Origin of the sequence: Agrococcus citreus (assembly GCF_039527715.1) — a bacterium.
GTDB classification, from domain to species: Bacteria; Actinomycetota; Actinomycetes; order Actinomycetales; family Microbacteriaceae; genus Agrococcus; species Agrococcus citreus.
Window position 1 is genome coordinate 256,010 of sequence record NZ_BAAAKK010000005.1, and the last position, 17,463, is coordinate 273,472.

At 73.3% G+C, this 17,463-nt stretch carries 16 protein-coding genes; 6 read left to right on the top strand and 10 right to left on the bottom strand.

Features of this window, described 5'->3' with window-relative positions; genetic code table 11:
* Positions 1 to 7: 7 nt before the first annotated feature.
* Genes ABD106_RS10020 through ABD106_RS10030 form a run of 3 tightly spaced genes read left to right on the top strand, consistent with a single transcriptional unit; the run spans position 8 to position 2,900 of the window.
* Positions 8 to 685 (top strand): response regulator transcription factor, encoded by a 678-nt coding sequence (locus ABD106_RS10020; protein ID WP_343919936.1) that lies wholly within the window; start codon positions 8 to 10, stop codon positions 683 to 685.
* Positions 678 to 2,027: a sensor histidine kinase gene (locus ABD106_RS10025; RefSeq protein ID WP_343919938.1), complete on the top strand. Its 1,350-nt coding sequence runs from the start codon at positions 678 to 680 to the stop codon at positions 2,025 to 2,027. Before ABD106_RS10020 ends, ABD106_RS10025 begins: the two co-directional genes overlap by 8 nt.
* Positions 2,028 to 2,084: 57 nt before the next feature.
* Complete coding sequence (locus ABD106_RS10030; RefSeq protein WP_343919940.1) at positions 2,085 to 2,900, top strand: hypothetical protein; 816 nt, start codon at positions 2,085 to 2,087, stop codon at positions 2,898 to 2,900.
* Between the two features lie 79 nt (positions 2,901 to 2,979).
* Here the strand turns inward: ABD106_RS10030 and ABD106_RS10035 are convergent, their stop codons facing one another.
* From ABD106_RS10035 to ABD106_RS10060, 6 genes are all read right to left on the bottom strand, one after another.
* On the bottom strand, positions 2,980 to 3,747 hold the full coding sequence (locus tag ABD106_RS10035) for an alpha/beta fold hydrolase (protein WP_343919942.1): 768 nt from the start codon (positions 3,745 to 3,747) through the stop codon (positions 2,980 to 2,982).
* A gap of 2 nt (positions 3,748 to 3,749) precedes the next feature.
* On the bottom strand, positions 3,750 to 4,448 hold the full coding sequence (locus ABD106_RS10040) for a Pr6Pr family membrane protein (RefSeq protein WP_343919944.1): 699 nt from the start codon (positions 4,446 to 4,448) through the stop codon (positions 3,750 to 3,752).
* Positions 4,449 to 4,514: 66 nt separating this feature from the next.
* Entirely contained in the window at positions 4,515 to 5,240 is a 726-nt protein-coding gene (locus ABD106_RS10045) for a Pr6Pr family membrane protein (protein WP_343919945.1), read from the bottom strand.
* A gap of 105 nt (positions 5,241 to 5,345) precedes the next feature.
* Positions 5,346 to 6,440, bottom strand: coding sequence for a hypothetical protein (locus ABD106_RS10050; protein ID WP_343919947.1), 1,095 nt, complete (start codon positions 6,438 to 6,440; stop codon positions 5,346 to 5,348).
* 71 nt (positions 6,441 to 6,511) lie between these two features.
* Positions 6,512 to 7,318: a hypothetical protein gene (locus tag ABD106_RS10055; protein ID WP_343919949.1), complete on the bottom strand. Its 807-nt coding sequence runs from the start codon at positions 7,316 to 7,318 to the stop codon at positions 6,512 to 6,514.
* 116 nt (positions 7,319 to 7,434) lie between these two features.
* The gene (locus tag ABD106_RS10060) at positions 7,435 to 8,148 is read right to left on the bottom strand and encodes a hypothetical protein (protein WP_343919951.1); all 714 of its coding nucleotides are present in this window, start codon (positions 8,146 to 8,148) and stop codon (positions 7,435 to 7,437) included.
* A gap of 150 nt (positions 8,149 to 8,298) precedes the next feature.
* Between ABD106_RS10060 and ABD106_RS10065 the strand changes: the two genes are divergently transcribed.
* Entirely contained in the window at positions 8,299 to 10,533 is a 2,235-nt protein-coding gene (locus ABD106_RS10065) for an ATP-dependent Clp protease ATP-binding subunit (RefSeq protein WP_425545738.1), read from the top strand.
* Between the two features lie 78 nt (positions 10,534 to 10,611).
* Positions 10,612 to 12,051, top strand: a complete 1,440-nt coding sequence (locus ABD106_RS10070) for a sugar porter family MFS transporter (RefSeq protein WP_425545739.1) — start codon at positions 10,612 to 10,614, stop codon at positions 12,049 to 12,051.
* A 7-nt stretch (positions 12,052 to 12,058) separates the two neighbouring features.
* Here ABD106_RS10070 and ABD106_RS10075 read toward each other — a convergent pair whose 3' ends face one another.
* The 3 genes from ABD106_RS10075 to ABD106_RS10085 all read right to left on the bottom strand — a co-directional run bounded on the left by ABD106_RS10075 (position 12,059) and on the right by ABD106_RS10085 (position 14,323).
* Positions 12,059 to 12,508, bottom strand: coding sequence for a hypothetical protein (locus ABD106_RS10075; RefSeq protein ID WP_343919955.1), 450 nt, complete (start codon positions 12,506 to 12,508; stop codon positions 12,059 to 12,061).
* A 93-nt stretch (positions 12,509 to 12,601) separates the two neighbouring features.
* Positions 12,602 to 13,909, bottom strand: a complete 1,308-nt coding sequence (locus tag ABD106_RS10080) for a cytochrome P450 (protein ID WP_343919957.1) — start codon at positions 13,907 to 13,909, stop codon at positions 12,602 to 12,604.
* Positions 13,910 to 13,996: 87 nt separating this feature from the next.
* A complete protein-coding gene (locus tag ABD106_RS10085; protein ID WP_343919959.1) occupies positions 13,997 to 14,323 on the bottom strand; it encodes a hypothetical protein in 327 nt (108 codons plus the stop codon).
* Positions 14,324 to 14,738: 415 nt separating this feature from the next.
* Here ABD106_RS10085 and ABD106_RS10090 point away from each other — a divergent pair, with 415 nt between their 5' ends.
* Entirely contained in the window at positions 14,739 to 16,244 is a 1,506-nt protein-coding gene (locus ABD106_RS10090) for a DEAD/DEAH box helicase (RefSeq protein WP_425545753.1), read from the top strand.
* A 189-nt stretch (positions 16,245 to 16,433) separates the two neighbouring features.
* On the opposite strand, the gene ABD106_RS10095 is transcribed toward ABD106_RS10090, so the two are convergent.
* On the bottom strand, positions 16,434 to 17,420 hold the full coding sequence (locus ABD106_RS10095) for an ROK family protein (RefSeq protein WP_343919963.1): 987 nt from the start codon (positions 17,418 to 17,420) through the stop codon (positions 16,434 to 16,436).
* Positions 17,421 to 17,463 lie beyond the last annotated feature (43 nt).

Consider the following 17,463-nt stretch of genomic DNA (forward strand, 5'->3'; position numbering starts at 1 on the left):
TCGACGCATGCGCGTGCTCCTGGTCGACGACGAAGCGCGCCTCACCGACGGCATCCGCCGCGGCCTGCGCGCCGAGGGCATGACCGTCGACGTCGCGCACGACGGGGTCGACGGGCTCTGGCGCGTGCGCGAGTTCTCGTACGACGTCGTGCTGCTCGACGTGATGATGCCGGGCATGAGCGGCTACCGCGTCTGCCAGACGATGCGGGCGGAGGGGATCTGGACGCCCGTGCTCTTCCTCACCGCCAAGGACGGGGAGTGGGACGAGGTCGAGGGCCTCGACACCGGCGGCGACGACTGGCTGACGAAGCCGTTCTCGTTCCCCGTGCTCGTCGCGCGCATCCGGGCGCTCGCCCGCCGCGGCGGCCGCGCTCGGCCGGTCGTGCTCGAGGCGGGCGACCTGCGCCTCGACCCCGCCGCGCGCACCGTGCACCGGGGCGACGTCGCGCTCGAGCTCACGGCACGCGAGATCGCGGTGCTCGAGCTGCTCATGCGCCGCCGCGGCGAGGTCGTGACGAAGAGCGAGCTGCTCGACGACGTCTGGTCGGAGGACTTCGACGGCGATCCGAACATCGTCGAGGTCTACGTCGGGCGCATCCGGCGCAAGGTCGATCGGCCGTTCGGGCGCGAGGCGATCGAGACGGTGCGCGGCGCGGGCTACCGGCTGGCGGCCGACGGTGGCTGAGCGAGCCGCGGATGCGTCGCGGTCGCGCCGCGGCGCATCCATCCGGCTGCGGATCCTCGCGGCGGCGCTCGCGGTCGTCACCGTCGCGCTCGGGCTCGGCGCCGTCACCATCGTGTGGACGCTCGATCGGATGCTGCAGGCCTCCGCCGCGCAGCAGCTCGCCGACGAGCTCGCGGCGCTCGCGGAGGGCATCGACCAGGGCACCATCCAGACCGCTGCGCTCGTGGAGCGCGACGACGACCTCCTGGTGGCGCTGCGCTCCGAGGCGGGCGTCGTGGTGAACGCCGATCCTGCCGCGGAGGTGCCCGTGCCCGGCGGCCGGGACCCGATCGTGGCGACGGTCGCCGACGAGCGCTACATCGTCGTCGCCGAGCAGGTCGACGCCGGCACGATCGTCGTCGCCCGCTCGACTGCCGCGATCGACGACGCGGTCCGCTCGGCGACGGCGCTGCTCGCGGTCGCGGTGCCGCTCGCGGTGATCCTGGTCGGCACCGTCGTCTGGATCGTCGTCGACCGCGCCCTCACACCGGTCGAGCGCATCCGCTCGGAGGTCGACGCGATCGATGCGAGCGCGCTCGACCGGCGCGTGCAGGCGACGGGTCGCGGTGACGAGCTCGATCGGCTCGCGGGCACCATGAACCGGATGCTCGCGCGCGTCGAGGAGGGCGCCCGGTCGCGTCGGCGCTTCGTCTCGGATGCGTCGCACGAGCTGCGCTCGCCGCTCGCGACCATGCGGCAGTTCGCCGAGCTCGCGCGATCGCACCCAGACGAGGTCGCGCCCGGCGAGCTCGCGGACGTCGTGGTCGACGAGGGCGAGCGGATGCACGCCATCGTCGAGGGGCTGCTGCTGCTCGCGCGCCTCGACGAGCACGAGGTGGGGCAGCGCCGACCGGTCGACCTCGACGACATCGCGCACGCCGAGCTGTCGCGCGTGCGGAGCCTCGGGCGCGCGGTCGACGGCTCGGCCGTGCGGAGCGCTCCGGTGCTCGGCGACGAGCGGCTGCTCGTGCGCGCGTGCCGCAACCTGGTCGACAACGCGCTCCGGCACGCGAGCGACCGGATCGCGCTCGGCTCGGTCGTGCGGGCGGGCCGCGCGCTGCTGTGGGTCGACGACGACGGCGCCGGCGTGCCCGTCGAGGATCGGGAGCGCGTCTTCGAGCGGTTCGTGCGGCTCGACGAGGGCAGGGCGCGCGACGACGGCGGCTCAGGGCTCGGCCTCGCCATCGTGCGCGAGGTGGCGAGGGCGCACGGCGGCGACGCCTGGGTCTCGAGCTCACCCGCCGGCGGCGCGCGGTTCGTGCTCGAGCTCCCGGCAGCGCCGAGCGTCGAGCGCGATGCCTGAACGCGCGTTCAGCATCGTTCAGACTCGCGTCAGCACCCGACGGGGAAGGTGGTCCTCATGAACGAGCAGACTCCCAACGACCCGCAGTCCAACGACCCGCAGCCCATCGACGCGCAGTTCTCCAACGACGCGCAGTCGTCCAACGACGCGCAGTCCTCCAATGACCCGCAGCCCCGCAGCCCCGAGGCGTCCGGCGCCGTCGCGGCCGACGCGACCGCCACCGAGCAGCACGACGCGGCCGCCGCATCCACGCAGAAGCGCGGCCGCGGCATCGTCAAGCCGATCCTCGTCGGCACCGGCGCGGCCTTCGTCGTGCTCGCCGTCGCCGGCGTCGGGCTCACCGTCGCCGAGGCGATCGACGACGGAGACGAGCCCGTCGCGACGCAGTCGGCCGACGGCACCGGCACCGGCACCGCGACCGATGACGACAGCGACGACAGCGACGACCGCGACGACGCCGCGATCGCCGCCGGCGACGCCGCATCCTCCGAGCCGACCGACCTCGTCACCGCGATCGAGGCCGCCATCCGAGCGGCAGGCGGCGGCAGCGCCACGAGCGTCGAGGTCGAGCGCAGCGGCTGGAGCGTCGACGTGCGCCTCGACGACGGCAGCGATGTCGACGTGCGCGTGCCCGAGTCGGGCGACGCCGTGGTCACGGCCGACGACGACGGCGATACCTCGAACGACGCGCCGCTCGACACGGCCCGCATCGCTGACATCAGCGAGGCCGCGATCGCGGCCGCGGGCGGCGGCACGGTGCTGTCGATCGAGTCGGAGGACGACGGCCGCTTCGAGGTCGAGCTCGCGCAGGACGGCCAGGAGGTCGACGTCGAGCTCGGCAGCGACCTCTCCGTGATCGAGGTCAAGCGCTGAGCTGACGGCCCCTGCACCCGCGAACGCCGCGACGTCCACCACGTCGCGGCGTTCCGCATGCCGGTGGTCAGGCCGGTGCTCAGGCCGGGGCGTCGACGAAGCGGTCGAGCAGCTCGGCGACGACCGCCGGCTGCGACGAGTGCACCCAGTGGCCGGCGCCCTTGACCGTCACGCGGCGCACGCGCGGGAAGCGCGCCTCCATGGCCTCGCGGAACTCGTCGCGCACGTAGCCGGAGTCGGCGCCCGCGATCCAGAGCACCGGCCCGTCGTAGACGGCGTCGGTCTCGGGCCAGCCGCGCAGCGTCGACAGGTCGCGCCGCAGCACCTCGAGGTTGGGCAGCCACTGCCAGCCGTCGCCCTCGCGGCGCAGGTTCGTCAGCAGGAACGCGCGCACGCCGGGGTCCGGCACGGCAGCCGCGAGCGCTGCATCGGCCTCGCCGCGCGAGTCGAGCGCGCCGAGGTCGATCGCCAGCATCGCGTCGATGAAGCCGCGGAACTCGTCGCTCTCGCGGTACTGCACGGGCGACACGTCGACGACGCAGAGCCGCTCGACGAGCTCGGGATGCCGCAGCGCCGTGAGCATCGCCGCCTTGCCGCCCATCGAGTGGCCGACGAGGGTCACGGGCTCGTCGATGACGTCCGCCACCGCATCCGCCATCTCGACGTAGTCGAGCCGGTCGGTCCACTCGGAGCGCCCGTGGTTCGGCATGTCGACGAGCGTCACGCGGTGCGAGTCGGCGAGCGACTTGGCGATCTGGGTCCAGTTCTTGCCCTGCCCGAAGAGACCGTGGCAGAAGACGACCGGGGAGCCCTGCTCGCCGAGGTGCGTGGTGTGGAGTGCGCTCATGGTCACACGAGTCTGCCGGATGCGCGTCCGCGCCACAGTGCGTACGCGACGAGCACGGCTGCGCTGAGCATGACGACCGCGGCGATCACCATGCACACGATCGCGACGCTCGCGTAGCCGCTCGTGTGGATCGCCGGATCGAGGAACGGGTACGGGTACCACCATCCTCGGCCGTTGACCTGATTGGGCGTGACCGGTCCGCGAGCGAGCGTGTACACGAGCCACAGCACGGGGAAGACGACCACGATGCCCAGGTCCCGGTAGCGCACGGCCCGCTTGCGCGCACTGAGGAGCCAGTCGATGAGCATCCAGAGCGGCGCGACGTGGTGCAGCACCTCGTTCGCCCAGCCCAGGGTCGCGCCCTGCTGCAGCTCGACGTCGCGCAGCAGTGTGCTGTAGACGAGGCCCATCACGACCATGTACGTCGTCGCGCACAGGAGCACGACGTCGAGCAGGCGACCGACCCGGCGTCGCCGTCGCAGCTGCGCGACGACGAGTGCGACCAGCGCCAGCATCGTGATGAGGTTCGCCTGGATCGTGAAGAAGCTGAAGAAGTTCGCCACGTCGAGCGGGATCGAGGCGTCGCCACGAGCCGTCCAGAACGTGATGCTCGTGTCGAGCTGGCCGACGATCGCGGCGAGGATGGCGACCGCGACGATCGCCCGCCCGGCGAGCAGCACGCGCCGGACGGTCGTCGTCATGACCCGGGTGGCCGGAATGCTCGCTCCTGACGCTCGATGGTGCGGGATCCCGGGGGATGACCAGACTCAGGCAGGGATCGGGGACGGAGCGTCAGCGCGTCGGCGCTGAGCGCGCGAGACGGCGACGAGGCCCGCGGCGACCAGCAGCACCGTCGCGGCGACGATGACGCACATGATCGCGACGCCTGCGTAGCCGTTGGCGTGGGTGGCCGGGTCGAGGAACGGGTACGGGTACCACCAGTCTCGACCGGTCGCCTGGTCGAGCGTGCTCGGGCCGCGGAGCAGGGTGTACCCGAGCCACACGACCGGGAAGATCGCGACGATGCTGACATCGGCGAAGCGCACGTCGCGCTTGGCCGAGCTGAGCAGCCAGTCGACGAGCAGCCACAGCGGCGCGATGAGGTGCAGCACCTCGTTCGACCAGCCGAGCGTCGCACCCTGCGGCAGCTCGATGCCGCGCAGCAGCGTGTTGTAGACGATGCCCGTGACGACCATGTACGTCGAGGCGCACAGCAGCAGCACGTCGAAGCGGCGCCCGATGCGGGGGCGGCCGAGCTGCGCGGCGACGAGGACCGCGAGCACGACCATGGCGATGATGTTCGACTCGATCGTGAAGAAGCTGAAGAAGTTGAGCAGGTCGAGCGGGATCGAGGCGTCGCCGCGAGCGGTCCAGTAGCCGATGCTCGTGATCAGCTGGCCGACGATGGCCGCGAGGATCGCGAGCGCGATGACGGCCCGGCCGACGAGCAGGATGCGGCGGAGGGGCGACGCCCGGATCGGGGTGCTCTGCATGCGCGCTCCTGACGCTCGCGGGATCGTGGTCGAGCGGATGCTCGTCCGATCACCGCGAGCGTAGCCGTGGCGCGCGCCCGGCGGTCGGCACCGCGCTCGCGGACACTACCCGGAGGCGATGGGCAGTGCCTCGCCGTCGCCCGGCGGATGCGCGACCACGGCGAGCGCCTCGGCCTTCGTCAGGTGGTTGGGGTGGAACGACTTCGAGAAGCGACCGGTGGGATCGTGCGCGTCGTGCGGGAGCTCGATCGAGGAGCGCTCCACGAGTGCGAGGAGCGCGACCGTCTCCCGCTCGGACAGTGCGAGCCGACCGCGGCGGCGCAGGTGCATGGTCGCCCGGCCGCGGCGCTGGAACCCGAGCGCGAGGGCGAGGCTCCGCGCTGTCGCGTCGGGCGCGAGCGGCATGGGCGAGAGCGAGGCCCACGCCACCTCGGCGGCCGGCACCGTTCGCGAGCCCTGTCGGATCGCGGAGCCGTCGGGCGCGATCCACGCCGGGCGCGCGCGCCGCGCGACGACGAGCGTGACGGTGACGACCGTGAGCACCGCGACCGCGATGGCCGCGACGACGGCCGACGGCCCGAGGTCGAGCACGACGGGCAGGAGGCCGACGAGCAGCAGCGGTGCCTGGGCGAGCTGGACGGCGAAGAGCGACGACGTCAGGGCGCGAGGGTCGAGCGCTGGACCGCGCGGCCCCAGGCGCATCCATCCTGCGGCGTCGACCACGGGCTCCTCGGTCGGCCGTTCCCTCGCGGTCACGGCTGCGGGGGTCCGCAGCAGCCCCAGGCCGAGCACTACCGCGCCGCACACGCCGAGGACGCCGATCATGGCCCAGGCGTGCGCGGGCATCAGCTCGCTGTCCACGCCGGGGAGCAGCAGGCCGACGCCCGTCGCGGCGCTCGCGACGAGCAGGAACCCGCCGTAGAGCAGCGCGGCGCGACGCTCGCGCACCGCGGTCCAGCGCACGATCCCGTCGTGCGACACCTCCGCTCGCGCGGCTCCGCGCCGCTGCAGCAGGAGTCCCGCGGCCACGCCGACGGCGCCGAGCGCGAGGACGACCGCGGCCGGCACACCCCACGGCGGGCGCGCGACGAAGATCGCGGCGACGACGGCGACGACGGCGCTCGCGACCATGAGCGCGATCCCGACGATCCGAGCCCTCGCGCTGCGCTCCTCGCCAGCTCTGGGCGCGACAGCCGACATGCGCCGTGTCTAGCACGCGCGGCCGCGAGGTCGCCCGCGTCTGCGCGGGTGCGGTTCTGCGCGCCGTCCGGCTAGCGCGGCGCTGCGGTCTCGAAGCCCGCCCGGTCGACGCGGCGGTGGAAGCGCATCCCCGCGAGGCCACCCAGCACGGCGCCGACGAGCGCCACGATGGCGACGACGACGGCGGAGATGATCGCGGCGAGCGTCGCCTGGTCCTCCGGCAGCGGCAGCGTGGGCATCGTGCCCTCCGGCAGCGCGAAGTTCTGGCCGGCGACGAGGCCGACGACGGCGGCGACGATCGCGATGACGACGGCCCACACCCAGACCGCCACGCCCTGCTTCGCGCCGTCGAAGCGCGCCATGCGCCCGGCGACGTAGCCGCCGCAGTAGTAGGCGGCGAACCAGATCACCAGCAGGATGACGATGCCCCAGATGCCGGTCGACTGCAGGTCTCGCTGCGCACCCTCGACCGCGTCAGCGACCTCGCCGGAGAACGAGGCGATGAGCGCGACGACCGCCGCGACGAGCGCGGTGAGCAGCACGAGCGCGCCCGTGGCCGTGAGCCAGCCGAAGAACGCCGACCCGACCTTGACGCCGCCGAACCGCTCGCGCTCGCGGGCGACCACGGCCTCGCGATCGTGCCGGATGGCGGCAGCTGGGGCCGCGTCGGCGTGCGCACGCTCGCGGTGATCGGCGATGCCGTCGCGGTCGCGATCCTCGTGCTGCTGGCGCTCGCGATGATCGGTGATGCCGTCGCCGTCGCGGTCGCCATCGCGGGCCGGGCGCGCGGCGGGCGCTGCGGCAGCGCCCTGCCCGCCAGGGTTCGGGTCGTAGGGCCGGCTTCGCGGGGTGTCGTCGTGCGGGTCTGTGGTGCTCATGTCGCTCTCCTCGATCGCTCACGTCACGTGCTCGACGGGTGTCGCTGTCGGCGTCCCGTACCCCAGTATCCGTCGCCCGCACCTGCGGAGCCGGTTCTCCCAGGTGGCGTCCAGGATCAGGGTGCCGGGAGCGCCGGGCCGAAGACGCTCTCGAAGAGGAGGATCCTGGCATGCGGGCCCGTCATCTCGGGGAACGAGAGCGGCATGCCGACGGTGAAGGTGCGCAGCAGCGCGTCGCCGTGGCCGCCCACGGTCTCCTGCGAGGACGAGACGCCCTCGTGGGAGCTGTCGACGAGGGTGATCTCGCCGTGCGCCGTGGCGAGCAGCGCGGAGCTGTGGTCGACGAGCGAGGGATGCGCGACCGCGGCCGCGGCATCGGCGCCGCGATACAGCTCGACGAGCACGTGCGGCCCGAAGGCGCCATCCGCGGTCCAGAGGATGCAGTGCACGGCGAGCGTTCCGCCGTTGCCGTCGGCCGGCGGGAAGCTGCCGCCTACGATCACGCCGTCGAAGGGCTCGAGCACGTAGCCCGACGACCGCCAATGCTCGGCCAGCGGGGAGGCGTCGATCTCGGCGCAGCTCGTAGGGGTGGGCGGGGGCTCCGCTGCCGGTTCGCCGACGGGGTCCGGACCGGCGCCGGTGTCGAGCGCGAGCGACGGGGTCGGGGTCGGGGTGCGGGACGTCGCCGGCGTCGGGGTCGAAGTCGCCGACGCCGGGGGGCTCGGCGCGGCGCTCGTCGTTGCCGCGAGGGCGCCCGGCTGGCACGCAGCGAGCGTGAGCGAGAGCGCCATGAGGGGCGCGATCGCCCAGATGCTGCCTGACGTCGCCATGGCGGGCTCCTCTCGGCCGTGAGCGAAGTCTGCACTGCGCGACTGCCGTGTGCCTAGTGCGGCGGCGGAGTCATTCGCACCTAGCGAATGTCCAGCATCCGGAGTAAACTTGAGTCAACACCACTCAAGTTTCGGACGATGGGGGAATCGATGGCACGGATGGGCGGCATGATGCCTGGTCAGGAGGATCAGCGGACGGCGCTCGAGCAGTTCGGCACCGACCTGACGGCGGTCGCGCGGTCGGGGAGGCTCGACCCGGTGATCGGCCGCGACGCGGAGATCCGTCGCATCAGCCAGGTGCTCTCGCGCCGCACGAAGAACAACCCCGTGCTCATCGGAGAGCCCGGCGTCGGCAAGACGGCCGTCGTCGAGGGGCTCGCGCAGCGCATCGTCGCCGGCGACGTGCCCGAGAGCCTCAAGGGCAAGTCGCTCGTCTCGCTCGACGTCAACGCGATGATCGCGGGCTCGAAGTACCGGGGCGACTTCGAGGAGCGCATGAAGAACGTGCTCGCCGAGATCGCGAAGGCCGAGGGCCGCATCGTCACGTTCATCGACGAGCTGCACGTCATCATGGGCGCCGGCGCCGCCGAGGGCAGCCAGGGTGCGAGCAACATGCTCAAGCCCATGCTCGCGCGCGGCGAGCTGCGCCTCATCGGCGCGACGACGCTCGACGAGTACCGGGAGTTCATCGAGAAGGACGCGGCCATGGAGCGCCGCTTCCAGCAGGTCTACGTCGGCGAGCCGAGCGTCGAGGACACCGTCGCGATCCTGCGTGGGCTCAAGGAGCGGTACGAGGCGCACCACAAGGTCACGATCGCCGACAGCGCGCTCGTCGCCGCCGCATCCCTCTCGAACCGCTACATCACCGCCCGGCAGCTGCCCGACAAGGCAATCGACCTCATCGACGAGGCGGCGAGCCGCCTGCGCATGGAGATCGACTCGGCGCCGACCGAGATCGACCAGCTGCGCCGCACGGTCGATCGCATGGAGATCGAGCGGCTCGCCCTCAAGCGTGAGCGCGACGACGCCTCGAAGGAGCGCCTCGCCCAGCTCGAGCAGTCGCTCAGCACGCAGCGCGCGGAGCTCGCCGAGCTCGACGCGCGCTGGCAGACCGAGCGCGCGAGCCTCAACCGCATCGGCGGGCTGCGCGAGCAGCTCGACGAGCTGCGCAGCCGCGCCGAGCGGGCCCAGCGTGAGGGCGACCTCGAGCGCGCGTCGCGCCTGCTCTACGGCGAGATCCCGCAGATCGAGACGCAGCTCAAGGAGGCCGAGGCGACCGCCGCCGAGGCGGGTGCGCGCATGGTCGGCGACCAGGTGACGGCCGACGACATCGCCGGTGTCGTCGCGGCATGGACGGGCATCCCGGTCGGTCGCCTGCTGCAGGGCGAGACCGAGAAGCTGCTCGCCCTCGAGGCAGAGCTCGGGCACCGCGTCGTCGGGCAGCGCCAGGCCGTCTCGGCCGTGTCGGACGCGGTGCGCCGCACCCGCGCGGGCGTCTCCGACCCCGACAAGCCCACCGGCTCGTTCCTCTTCCTCGGCCCCACCGGCGTCGGCAAGACCGAGCTCGCCAAGGCGCTCGCCGAGCTGCTCTTCGACGACGAGAAGGCGCTCGTGCGCATCGACATGTCGGAGTACGGCGAGAAGCACTCCGTCGCGCGGCTCGTCGGCGCCCCTCCCGGCTACATCGGCTACGAGCAGGGCGGGCAGCTCACCGAGGCGGTGCGCCGCCGTCCCTACTCCGTGATCCTCATGGACGAGGTCGAGAAGGCGCACCCGGAGGTCTTCGACCTGCTGCTGCAGGTGCTCGACGACGGCCGGCTCACCGACGGCCAGGGCCGCACGGTCGACTTCCGCAACACCATCCTCATCCTCACCTCCAACCTCGGCTCTGCGTACCTGACCGACCCGACGGTCGCGCCCGAGCAGGCGCGCGACGAGGTGATGGGCGCGGTGCGCTCGGCGTTCAAGCCCGAGTTCATCAACCGCCTCGACGACATCGTGATCTTCGACTCGCTGTCGATCGACGAGCTCGGCTCGATCGTCGACATCCAGGTGCGCGGCCTCGACCGCCGCCTGCGCGAGCGCCGGCTCGTGGTCGAGGTGACGGATGCGGCGCGGCAGTGGCTGGGGGAGCGCGGCTACGACCCGATGTACGGCGCGCGACCGCTGCGCAGGCTCATGCAGCGCGAGATCGACGACCGGCTCGCGCGGGCGCTGCTCGCGGGTGAGGTGCGCGACGGCGACACGGTCGTGGTCGACGTGCAGCCGGGGGGCTCGGGCCTGTGGGTCGGTGCGCAGGGCGCCGACCGGCCGGCGCAGTGGTCGTTCGATGCGGAGGGCGACGGCGACGAGGTGATCGACGCGGAGCCGCTCGACGAGCTGTAGGCCGGCACGTCGCTCGCGGCATCCGCGGCACGGCATGATCGAAGCGGTGCGATCGCGCACGAGACCGGAGGAACGATCGTGGCTGTCGCACCGCATCCCATCGCTGTCGAGCCTGCGCTCCCGCCCCTGACGCCCGGACCGCACGGGCGCCGGCTCGGCGTGATCTCGATCGTCGCGTGCTTCGGCGGCCTGCTGTTCGGCTACGACACCGGCGTCATCAACGGGGCGCTGCGCCCGATGAGCGCCGAGCTCGGCCTCGAGGCCCTCACCGAGGGCATCGTGACGAGCTCGCTCGTCTTCGCCGCCGCGGTCGGCGCGCTCGTCGGCGGGCGCTGCTCCGATCGCTTCGGCCGCCGCACGGTGCTCCTCGCGCTCGCGCTGCTGTTCTTCGTCGGCACGGTCGTGCTCGTCGCGGCCCCAGGCTTCGCGCTGCTCGTCGTGGGTCGCGTGCTGCTCGGTCTTGCGGTCGGCGGGGCGTCGACCGTCGTGCCCGTGTACCTCGCCGAGCTCGCGCCCTTCGAGATCCGCGGGTCGATCTCGGGGCGCAACGAGCTCGCGATCGTCTCGGGGCAGCTCGCGGCGTTCGTCGTCAACGCGGTGATCGGCAGCACGCTCGGGCACCTCGACGGCGTCTGGCGCGTCATGTTCGCCGTCTGCGCGCTGCCCGCGATCGCCCTGTTCGCGGGCATGCTGCGGATGCCGGAGTCGCCGCGCTGGCTCGCGGCGCGCGGCAGGCACGACGAGGCGCTCGCGGTGCTGCGCAGCGTGCGGGCGCCGGCGCGGGCGGAGGCAGAGCTCGCGGCCGTCGATCGTGTGGCGGCTCACGAGACTGGGCGGATGTCGCTCGCCGCGGTGCTCCGCAGCCGCTGGCTGCGTCGCATCCTGCTCGTCGGCATCGGCGTGGGCGTCGCGCAGCAGCTCACGGGCATCAACTCGATCATGTACTACGGGCAGACGGTGCTCGTCGAGTCGGGCTTCTCGGAGTCGGCGGCGCTCATCGCGAACGTCGCGCCCGGCGTCATCGCCGTGCTGGGCGGCTTCGTGGCGCTGTGGATGATGGACCGGCTCGACCGCCGGACGACGCTGCTCATCGGCTTCAGCCTCACGACGGCGTGCCACCTGCTCATCGGCGCCGCCTCGATGCTGCTCGAGCCGGGCGATTCGGCGCGCCCGTTCGTGATCCTCGCGCTCGTCGTCGCCTTCGTCGGCTCGATGCAGACGTTCCTCAACGTCGCGGTGTGGGTCTACCTCTCCGAGATCTTCCCGCTGCGCATGCGCGGTCTCGGCATCGGCATCGCCGTGTTCGCGCACTGGCTCGCGAACGGTGCGCTCGCGCTGTCGTTCCCGTCGCTGCTCGGCGGGCTCGGCATCACCGGCACGTTCTTCCTCTTCGCCGGCGTGGGTGCGCTCGCGCTCGCGTTCATCGCCACGCAGGTGCCCGAGACGCGCGGTCGAAGCCTCGAGGCGCTCGAGGCCGACATCGCCTCGGGCAGGGTCTTCGAGCCTCGCCGACGGTGAGCGGCCGTCAGTACCCGACGCCCCCGCGGCCCTGGCCGATGACGCCGTTGGGCGTGTTCGACACATGCACGCCCGGCAGCGACGGGCCGTCGTCGGTGACTCGCCGGTAGCCGAGCCAGGCCACCACGAGGCCGAGGGGGATGAGCGCGAGCAGCGCGATCGTGAGCAGCAGCTCCGGCACCGAGGCGCCGTCGGCACCCAGGAAGAAGGTTGCCATGGGGTCGAGCGAGCCCTCCCGCGCAGTGGCGACCGCGGCGTTGAGGCGAGCGCCCGCCCCGAGGAGCCCTGCGGCCACGAGCGCGCACCCCGCGATCAGCATGCCGATCGCGGCTGCCCTGTGCCTGGCGCTCGGTGAGGGCGCGCGCCGGCCGGAGCTGTCGATCGTGCGCTGCACGGCGAGCGCGGGGGCCTCCGGCGACGTCCGCTGGATCCCTGTCTGCGTGGGCCTCTGGGCCATGGCGACCTCCTCGTCGGATGTCACCCGACCCTATCGAGTCATGCTCAGGCGCGGTGGAGCAATTTGCACCGTCTGCGCCGCGCATCCGGCCGCTCAGTGGAAGGGGCACTTCCCGCCGGTCGCGGCGGGCTCGGCGGATGCTGCGCGCACGCGCCCGCCCGAGGCCGGCTTCGTGGGCATGCGGCGTCGGTCGACGCCGAGGCCCTCGCCGTCGATCGCCACGCTCGGGTCGCTGAGCGCCGCGATCGCGCTCGTGAGCGTCGCGAGCGTGACCTTCTCGCCCGGGCAGCGGTGCCCCGTGCTGGGGTGGCCGCCGCCCTGCGGCACGAACGCCTCGATCGACTCGAAGTCGTCGACGCCGACGAACCGCTCGGGGTCGAACGACTGCGCCGTCGACCAGCTCGCGTCGTCGGTGTCGGTGCCCAGCACGTCGATGAACACGCTGTCACCCGCGGCGACGCGCTGGCCGTCGAGCTCGAGGTCGCGGATCGCCTCCGCGGGCAGCATCGGCACGAACGGCACGGTGCGCCGCAGCTCGTGCGCGAACGCCGTCGCGAGCGGGCCGCCCGTGAGCATCCCGCGCTCGGCCGTCTCGGCGGCGATCCGCGCTCGCCAGTCGGGCCGCTCGTGGAGCGCCTTCGCGGCGAACGCGACGAACCGGGCGACGGCGATCGCCGGTCGGAACGAGTTCTGCAGCTCGATCCCGGCGAGGCGCGCGTCGAGCAGCTCGCCGTCCGGGTCGCGGTGCCACGCCCACGCGTGCAGCGCGGTGCCGGCGGTCGCCTCGAGCCGGCCGTCGCGCACGGCCTCGATGAGCTTGCGCGCATGGCGATCCGACCAGGTGCGATTGACGATCGTCAGCAGGTACTCGGGGGAGTAGGGCACGCCGAAGCCGTCGACGATCTGCGCCTGCCGACGCGCCCACCGGGTCTGCGCATCCGGCGTGCCGGGCAGTCCCGCCCAGCGCTGCATCGCGCGGCCGATCGCGCCGACGGCGGCGTCGTACGCCGAGCGCTCGACACCGCCCCGCCACGCCTCGAGCTCGCGCCGCCACTCCTGCTCGAGGAACGGCTCGAGCCGAGTCACCTGCGCGTCGTCGTAGGCGAGGCCGAGGAACGTCTCCTTGCGGTGGCGGTGCTCGCCGACGTCGAGCGTGTGCACCGAGCCGTGGCCGAAGAGCGACTCCTGGATGAACGACGGCATCGCGCCGTGCCGGCGCACGCTCTGCTCGTCGTAGAAGAGCCGCACGCCCTCGGCGCCGCGCACGAACATCGCGTCCTTGCCGAGCACGCGCATGGGTGCCGCCCTGGCCCCCGGCCGAGCGCGCTTCCAGATCTCGGCTCCCGCGTCGTAGCCGCGGGTGAGGAGCAGGAGGGCGTCGTCCTTGAGGGGATTGGGCATGTGGGGGACACTAACGAGCGCGCCTTGGCGCGCCGCCCAGGTCGACGTGCAAGGCGGCGACGTGCGTCGATGCCGGTCGATCGGCGCCTACACGTCGAGCCAGTGCCAGACGCCGGGAGCGTCGACCGGCCGCAGTGGCGGAGCGTCGGCGACCTCCGTCGCGATGAGCCGGTAGCCCACGGCGATGAGTGCGATGCCGACGACCCCGAGCGCGATCCAGCCGAGCACCACCCCGAGCTCGACGGGGGAGTCGCCCTGCGGCCCGAGGAAGTAGACGGCGGCATGGTGCATCTCGTTGCTGCGGGCGATGTCCGCGGTCGGGAAGATGCGGTTGCCGAGCGCGAGCAGCGCCGCAGAGACGGGCAGCACCCCGGGCAGGAGCAACGAGAGCCCGACGATGTCGCGGCGGCGCATGTCGCCTCCTTCCGCTCTGCGAAGCGAGCCTAGGACCGTGGGCCGTGTCGCGCATCCATCGGATCCGCGACCCGGTTGCCCGATCGTCCTGGTGGGATGTCAGACCGGCCTGCTAGGGTTGAGGCACTGTGCCAGCAGGGCTTCCGAGCCAGCTGACCTGCGTCGTAGAACGCTCCTCTCTCCGCCCCGCTCTGCAGGGCGTCGAAGAACTTCCACGGCGAACGATCGCGGCCACCGCCGCGCTCGCCGAATTGCGCCGACGCATCCACTGCACCTCCGCCCCGCACAGCCACGCTGCGCGCCGGGCCCGGATGCAAGCGCATGCTCAACGAAAGAGCACGCATTGACTGACAAGACCCTTCCCACGTTCGCCGAGCTCGGCGTTCCCGCCAAGCTCGTCACCGCCCTCAAGGCGATGGACCGCGAGACGCCGTTCCCGATCCAGGCCGACACGCTGCCCGACACCCTCGCGGGCCGCGACGTGCTCGGCCGCGGCAAGACCGGCTCCGGCAAGACCCTCGCATTCTCCATCCCGCTCGTCGCGCGCCTCTCGGGCGAGCTCGCCGGCGGCACGCGCCGCAAGGGCCTGCCGCTCGGCCTCGTGCTCGCGCCGACGCGCGAGCTCGCCACGCAGATCGCGACCGAGATCGCGCCGCTCGCGAAGGCCGCCGGCCTCACCGTCACCACGATCTTCGGCGGCGTCTCGCAGCGCCCGCAGGAGACCGCGCTGCGCAACGGCGTCGACATCATCGTGGCGTGCCCCGGCCGCCTCGAGGACCTCATGAACCAGGGCGTCGCGAGCCTCTCGGCGATCGAGATGACCGTCATCGACGAGGCCGACCACATGGCCGACCTCGGCTTCCTGCCGGTCGTCACGAAGATCCTCGACAAGACGCCGAGCTCCGGCCAGCGACTGCTGTTCTCGGCGACGCTCGACAACGGCGTGGACAAGCTCGTCCGCCGCTTCCTCACGAATCAGGTCATGCACTCGGTCGACGAGGCGAACTCGCCCGTCGCCGCGATGACGCACCACGTCTTCGAGGTCTCCGACGCCGACAAGAACCTGCTCGTGCGCCGCCTCGCCTCGGGCGAGGGCCGTCGCATCCTCTTCACCCGCACCAAGCACCAGGCGAAGAAGCTCGCGAAGCACCTCACCGCATCCGGCATCCCGGCCGTCGACCTGCACGGCAACCTGTCGCAGAACGCTCGCGACCGCAACCTCGCCGAGTTCTCCTCGGGCACCGTCCGCGTGCTCGTCGCGACCGATGTCGCCGCGCGCGGCGTGCACGTCGACGACGTGCAGCTCGTCGTGCACGTCGACCCGCCCATGGAGCACAAGGCCTACCTGCACCGCTCGGGCCGCACGGCGCGCGCGGGCTCGGCCGGCGACGTCGCCACGGTGATGATGCCGTCGCAGCGCGGCGACACCATGTCGCTGCTGCGCAAGGCCGGCATCTCGGCGCCCGTCCAGATGGTCACGGCGTCGTCGGATGCCGTCGACACCCTCGTGGGCCCCTACGCCCCGCACGTGGCGCCGGTCCCCGGCGGCCCGGGCTCGGGCAACGAGATCCAGCAGCAGCAGGGTGGCGGCGGCCGCTCGAACGGTGGCGGTCGTGGCCGCGGTCGCGGCAGCCGCGACGGCGTCGCCGGCTCGGCAGCGCACGGCGCGGGCTCGGGCGCAGCGCGCGCCGAGCGCCCCCGCAAGGACCGCTCGGGTCGCCCGGACGGCAAGCCGGCCGGTGCCGGTCGCGGTGGCCAGGGCGGCGCTCGCTCGGGTCAGCCGGCCCGCGGCGGTCGCGGCGGCCAGAGTGGCGCTCCGCGCGGCGGCTCGGCGGTCGCATGGTCGTCGACCGGCGGCGGCTCGCTGCAGTCCGGCGGCGGCTCGGAGCCGCGCCGCGGCTCGCGTCGCGCGCAGGGCTGATCCCGACGCATCCCCGCGATCGAGGTACGAAGAGGCCCCTCCCGCTCGCCGGGAGGGGCCTCTTCGTGTCCCGAGCGCGTGCGCTGCAGGCGTTTGCGGTACCGAGTGGCCGGTCCGCGGCGCCTGGAGGGGCCGATCGGTACCGCAAGTCGAGCGAGCGCCGCTCAGCGCGCGCCCCTCGAGCGTCGCTCAACGCGCGGCGAGCACCGCCGCGCCGATCGCGGCCGCGTGGCCGCCGAGCTGCGCGAGCTCGAGCCGGCGCGGCTGCGGCACGCCCTGCAGCGGGGCATGCGCGCCGAGCTCGCGCTCGATGACCGGCAGCAGCAGGTCGGCGCACTCGAGCATCACCCGGCCGCCCAGCACGACGACCTCGGGGTCGAACGCCGGCAGCAGGCGCCGCAGCCCCGCGGCGACCGCCCACGCGGCCCGGTCGAGCAGCGCGATCGCCTCCGCGTCGCCCGCCCGTGCCGCCTGCTCGAGGTGCACCGCCGTCGGGCGACCGTCGGGAGCGAGCGCCACCGCCGCGGGCACGCCGGCCGCGTCGCGCGCGAGCGCGTTGCCGCCCGCGTACGCCTCGACGCAGCCGCGCGCCGTGCACGAGCACACGGGCCCCTGCTCGTCGACGGTGACGTGCCCGAGCTCACCGCCGAGCCCGTGCGACCCGAGCAGCGGCCGGCCGTCGGCGACGTACGCGCCGCCCACGCCGGTGCCGAGCGCGATGAGGATCGACGACGACGCATCCGCCGCCGCCCCCATCGCCGCCTCGCCGACGAGGTAGCCGTTCGCGTCGTTGTCGATCGTCACGGGCATGCCGAGCCGGTCGGCGAGCGCAGCGCGCAGCGCGAAGTCGCGCACCGCCAGGTGCGCCGCCCACGTCACCACCTCGCGATCGCGCGTCAGCCACGCGGCGATCGCCAGCCCGACCGCGCGGATCGGCTCGTGCCCCGCCTCGGCGAGCTGCGCGTCGAGCTCGCGCACCGCCTCCTCGAGCGCATCGAGCAGCGACTCGGGGCCGTGGATGCGGTGGGCGCGGTGGGTGCGCGCGAGCACGTCGTCGAGGCTCCAGCGCGCCGCTCCGCCCACCGCACTGCCGCCCGCCGGGCCGCCGTCGCCACGATCGGCGAGCGCCACCCCCGCGATCTTCGTCCCGCCCACGTCGAGGCCTGCAATCGTCACCGTCTCATCCTGCCGTGCCGGCGCATCCGCGTGGCGCACCCGC

Excerpts from the sequence above, each read along its gene's own strand:
- ABD106_RS10085 (WP_343919959.1), bottom strand. The coding sequence starts at position 14,323 with ATGCGCCGCCGCGACATCGTCGGGCTCTCGTTGCTCCTGCCCGGGGTG.
- ABD106_RS10050 (WP_343919947.1), bottom strand. The coding sequence starts at position 6,440 with ATGTCGGCTGTCGCGCCCAGAGCTGGCGAGGAGCGCAGCGCGAGGGCT.
- ABD106_RS10075 (WP_343919955.1), bottom strand. The coding sequence starts at position 12,508 with ATGGCCCAGAGGCCCACGCAGACAGGGATCCAGCGGACGTCGCCGGAG.
- ABD106_RS10030 (WP_343919940.1), top strand. The coding sequence starts at position 2,085 with ATGAACGAGCAGACTCCCAACGACCCGCAGTCCAACGACCCGCAGCCC.
- ABD106_RS10090 (WP_425545753.1), top strand. The coding sequence starts at position 14,739 with ATGGACCGCGAGACGCCGTTCCCGATCCAGGCCGACACGCTGCCCGAC.
- ABD106_RS10045 (WP_343919945.1), bottom strand. The coding sequence starts at position 5,240 with ATGCAGAGCACCCCGATCCGGGCGTCGCCCCTCCGCCGCATCCTGCTC.
- ABD106_RS10080 (WP_343919957.1), bottom strand. The coding sequence starts at position 13,909 with ATGCCCAATCCCCTCAAGGACGACGCCCTCCTGCTCCTCACCCGCGGC.
- ABD106_RS10060 (WP_343919951.1), bottom strand. The coding sequence starts at position 8,148 with ATGGCGACGTCAGGCAGCATCTGGGCGATCGCGCCCCTCATGGCGCTC.
- ABD106_RS10065 (WP_425545738.1), top strand. The coding sequence starts at position 8,299 with ATGGCACGGATGGGCGGCATGATGCCTGGTCAGGAGGATCAGCGGACG.
- ABD106_RS10040 (WP_343919944.1), bottom strand. The coding sequence starts at position 4,448 with ATGACGACGACCGTCCGGCGCGTGCTGCTCGCCGGGCGGGCGATCGTC.
- ABD106_RS10035 (WP_343919942.1), bottom strand. The coding sequence starts at position 3,747 with ATGAGCGCACTCCACACCACGCACCTCGGCGAGCAGGGCTCCCCGGTC.
- ABD106_RS10020 (WP_343919936.1), top strand. The coding sequence starts at position 8 with ATGCGCGTGCTCCTGGTCGACGACGAAGCGCGCCTCACCGACGGCATC.
- ABD106_RS10055 (WP_343919949.1), bottom strand. The coding sequence starts at position 7,318 with ATGAGCACCACAGACCCGCACGACGACACCCCGCGAAGCCGGCCCTAC.